At 68.6% G+C, this 3,619-nt stretch carries 5 protein-coding genes; 1 reads left to right on the top strand and 4 read right to left on the bottom strand.

Features of this window, described 5'->3' with window-relative positions; genetic code table 11:
* Positions 1-619 (bottom strand): HEAT repeat domain-containing protein (locus DBR36_RS11300; RefSeq protein WP_108319441.1); only part of this gene is annotated, 619 nt, incomplete at its 3' end.
* A gap of 179 nt (positions 620-798) precedes the next feature.
* The gene (locus tag DBR36_RS11295) at positions 799-1,275 is read right to left on the bottom strand and encodes a hypothetical protein (RefSeq protein WP_108319439.1); all 477 of its coding nucleotides are present in this window, start codon (positions 1,273-1,275) and stop codon (positions 799-801) included.
* A gap of 137 nt (positions 1,276-1,412) precedes the next feature.
* Between DBR36_RS11295 and DBR36_RS11290 the strand changes: the two genes are divergently transcribed.
* Complete coding sequence (locus DBR36_RS11290; protein WP_108319437.1) at positions 1,413-1,769, top strand: hypothetical protein; 357 nt, start codon at positions 1,413-1,415, stop codon at positions 1,767-1,769.
* A gap of 12 nt (positions 1,770-1,781) precedes the next feature.
* Here DBR36_RS11290 and DBR36_RS11285 read toward each other — a convergent pair whose 3' ends face one another.
* Complete coding sequence (locus DBR36_RS11285) at positions 1,782-2,939, bottom strand: GTPase family protein (RefSeq protein ID WP_108319435.1); 1,158 nt, start codon at positions 2,937-2,939, stop codon at positions 1,782-1,784.
* 129 nt (positions 2,940-3,068) lie between these two features.
* Complete coding sequence (locus DBR36_RS11280) at positions 3,069-3,383, bottom strand: hypothetical protein (RefSeq protein ID WP_146185332.1); 315 nt, start codon at positions 3,381-3,383, stop codon at positions 3,069-3,071.
* Positions 3,384-3,619: the final 236 nt, after the last annotated feature.

Below are 3,619 nucleotides of genomic sequence, written 5' to 3'. Positions count from 1 at the left end.
GCGCCTCGACGACGGCCTCGGCGAACTCGGTGTCGGGGTCGTCCATCACGATCAGGGTCGCCCGCGCGTGCGCGCTGACCACGTCGTACGACGAGGCCGCAGCCCGCTCCACGATCGGTTCGGCGCGCGGGCCGATGGCTGCGAACGCCCGACTCAGGCTGCGCTGGGTGTCGTGGTCGCCGCGTCCGAACTGCGTGGCGAGCTCTTCGGCCAACGTCTCGTGCGCGTCGTCGGGAACGAGACCGGATGCCGTCCGCCACGCCGCCCGCGCCACCTCGGGGTGCCGGTCGCGCAGCACCGCCCGCGTGATCGCGCCGAAGGCGGCGGGGTCACCGATCTTCGACAACGTGTGCAGCGCCTGACTGCGCGCCTGCGGCACCTCGGACGTCACCTCGGGCAGCAGCCCCGGCACCACGCGCGCCGGATCGTGACGCGTCAGCGCCCACGTCAGCATATCGCGCACGAAGAAGTCGGGCTCGATCGCGCACCGGGCGACGAGCTCGGCGACGTAGCTGTCGTCGGGTCGGGTGCCTGCGGCGAGCGCGGCCTGCAGGCGGGCCGAGGCGTCGGGGTGTTCGAGGGCGGCGCGCAGGCGGTCTGCGCCGGTGGTTTCGATCATGGTGCTTCCACCGTCGCACGCGCAGGGGCGCCGAGGGCCGCTGCCGGAGATCTCAGTGCGCCGGAGTGCACGACGGGCGTCCGCCTGCGGCGGGTGCTCGCGTGAAATGTGACCGGGCGGACCCGATCAGCACGGTCGTCTCGACGGCGCTTTTGGCATGTCTGAGCAAGACTGCGGTATTAGCGGACTCCCGACGATGGCTCATCCACCCGAGTGAAGTACCACTGGACGTAATCATCCCCGCATTCCGAGAAGTACGTGTTTTTCCAATCCGGGTCCGGCAGGAAGTAGCCACTCTTCTCCGCGATGAGCACGATCGAGGTCGTCTCGAACCGGAGGCGGAATCTCCAGTCACTGACGCGTTCCCAGGATGCGACGCCGGTGTACGGGTCGGCGACCGCCGGCTCGAAGCATAAGTAGGTGCGCTCATTGTGTATCTCCTCCGACTCCCGTCCGCGCGGGAGGTTGACCACGAACGCGCTCCCGTCCTCCTCGAGTCGAATGTTGGAAGTCCCTGTGATCGACGATCCCACCTGCTCCCCACGCCAACCGATGGGCGCCTCCGGTTTCGTACCGGACGAGCCGTGAGCAACAGCGGCCATGCCCGCCGCGACGACGGCGAGACCGATGAGCACCAAGACGACCCAGAAGCGCACCGACGGTGACGAGGCGGACGGACTCATCGGTGGGCCCCCGCTTCACGTGCTCTCGCAGGGGGCGCGGTCGCGCGAGACACGGGCATGCGGATCAGCCTAGGAGGCGGCCGGGGTGGGGCGGGAGCTACCGTGGCACCGTGCCCCCGCAAGCCGACGTCCGCCGATGCCTCGGCACGGCGCTCTTCGCGGTGCCCGGCATCGTCCTGCACCTGCTGCTGTCGCTGGCAGCCGCCCTCGCGATCCAGCTGAGCGGAATGGCTACGGCCGGATGTGGAGCCGAACGCGCGTGCGCGTTCACGCTCATCGACGTCGCCGCCAACGGCATCCATCCCACCCTCCTCATCATCTGGGCGTCGACGACCCTGGTCGCACTCGTGCGCGCACTGCGGAGCGGTCGCAACCCGTGGCCGGTTATCGGTGTCGGGTTCGGCGTCTCGGTGGGGGTGGCGGTCGTCGCGTCCGTCATGGTGCGGGCCGGTGCCGGCTTGCTCTGACCCGGCCGGCGCTCAGCCCCGGCGAACGCGCCGCTCGACGAGCTTCTTCGCCACGTCCATGAAGCTCGGCGCGTACTTCGCCCACTCCTGGTCGAGTTTGCGCACGTCGATCTTGCCGGTGTGGAGCAGTTCGCAGATCTTGAGCCAGCTCTCGCCGGTCGCGGCGGTCAGCGCCGCCGCCACCGCGGCGTTCACGACGACGCCGGCGCCCGGGATGAGCTTGAGGAAGCTGGTCGCCAACGCACGGCCCGCGACCTGCACGCCGAACTGCGCGAGAGCGCCCGCCGAGAGCATCGTCTTGACCTCGAGGTCGTAGATCGCGGCGATGCGCCCCATCATCGTCAGCTGGATCGGCGCCAGCGTGACAGCATCCGACACAGGAAGCGGAACGGATGCCGCGCCCGCTGCCGCCGCGGACGCTGCGGCGATGATAGGCCGCGCCATCTCCCTCTTCCACGGGAGGTTGAGTCGCTGTGCGATGCGAAAGGCGTCCTTGTCGCGCTCGGGGGCGAGCTCGAGGGTCTGCGTGACAAGGTCACCGAGGCCGTGCCCCTTGCCCTTCCCGTTCTTGTCGCGGGTGGAGGTGAGGATGACCTGCCGGTACGGGATGCGCAGCCGCTCGCCGGTGTTCGGGTCGATCGGGTCGTTCAGCCATTCAACGAACGCCTCGAGGTCTTTTGCGACGCCCTGGTGCCCGGTGATCGGGTTCTTGATCCAGTCGACCTTCGTCAACACGAGGATCACCGGCAGCCCCCGGGCGTCGAGCTCGCGGATCATGGCGATGTCGGCCGGCGTCAGGCGATCGTCGGCGGCCCGTACGCAGTACCAGACGACCGAGATCTGGTGGTCGCCGGGGTGGGCGGCGATGGCATCCAGGTGATTGCGAAGTTGCTGGTCGGGCGGGACGGGCGAGCCGATCTCGAACCCCTCGACGTCCCAGATGCCGAGCGAGTCGTCGCTGTAGAAGTGAACGCCCCGCGTGACCGGGAGCCCGCGGCCGACCTTCGCCCAGTCGCGACCGAAGACCGCGTTCACGAGCGACGATTTGCCGACGCCCGAAGAACCCACGATCGCGAGGTTGAACCGTCCGTACCGCGACTTCGCCTCGGACGACGCCTCGACGAACGCCTTGTCGTCGAACCGACGCGCGTCCGCGTTCTTCTTCGCCATGGTTCCGCCTGCTCCCCAACGTCGACCTCAGGATGCCGCGACTCTCGCCGCGGATGAGGATGTGACGAATCTACGGGGCGGCGCGATTTCTCCCGGTAAACACCGCGACCCTTGCGGCCGACCGTCCATTCACGCAGAGGGCACCCCCCAGGGGGTCATGCCCGCTTCTCGACGTCGCTGATCGACCTCGAAGAGGGTCGCATAGGCGATGCCGGCAACCGAGATCAGGGCTCCGCAGATGATGCCCGTCCCGGGATTCCCGTCAGCCGAATCGAGCCCGGCGACCGGGATACCCGGATCGAGAATCGGCGTGGCCGGAATGCTGAGCACAAGACCGATCGCCGCGCCCGCGCGCCCGTATCGCGGAACGAGACCGCACATACAGAGCGCGAGGGCCGCGACCCAGGCGATGGTGACGAAAGTGTCACCGGGGCGCGTGTTCAAAAGGTCGTAACAGGCCGATAGGTCCCTCTCGAGGCAGGGCCTCCACCCCAGCCAACTCGATATCGCGACGACGAGCCCCGCCGAGAGGACCAGATACGGAAGATTTCGCATGAGGCGCTCAGTTCACCGCACCTCCGCACGCGCCGGAGCACGGTTCACCCGCGACAGGTTGCGAGTTAGCCCATCGCCATCATGGCGAGAGGCGCGGCCCCCGCTCACGGCTGTCGCCTTACCCC

It is taken from the genome of Microbacterium sp. HMWF026 (genome assembly GCF_003061325.1).
Classification (GTDB): domain Bacteria; phylum Actinomycetota; class Actinomycetes; order Actinomycetales; family Microbacteriaceae; genus Microbacterium; species Microbacterium testaceum_E.
The sequence above is the reverse complement of the archived record's forward strand: the minus strand, read 5'-3'. Positions and strand labels throughout refer to the sequence as shown.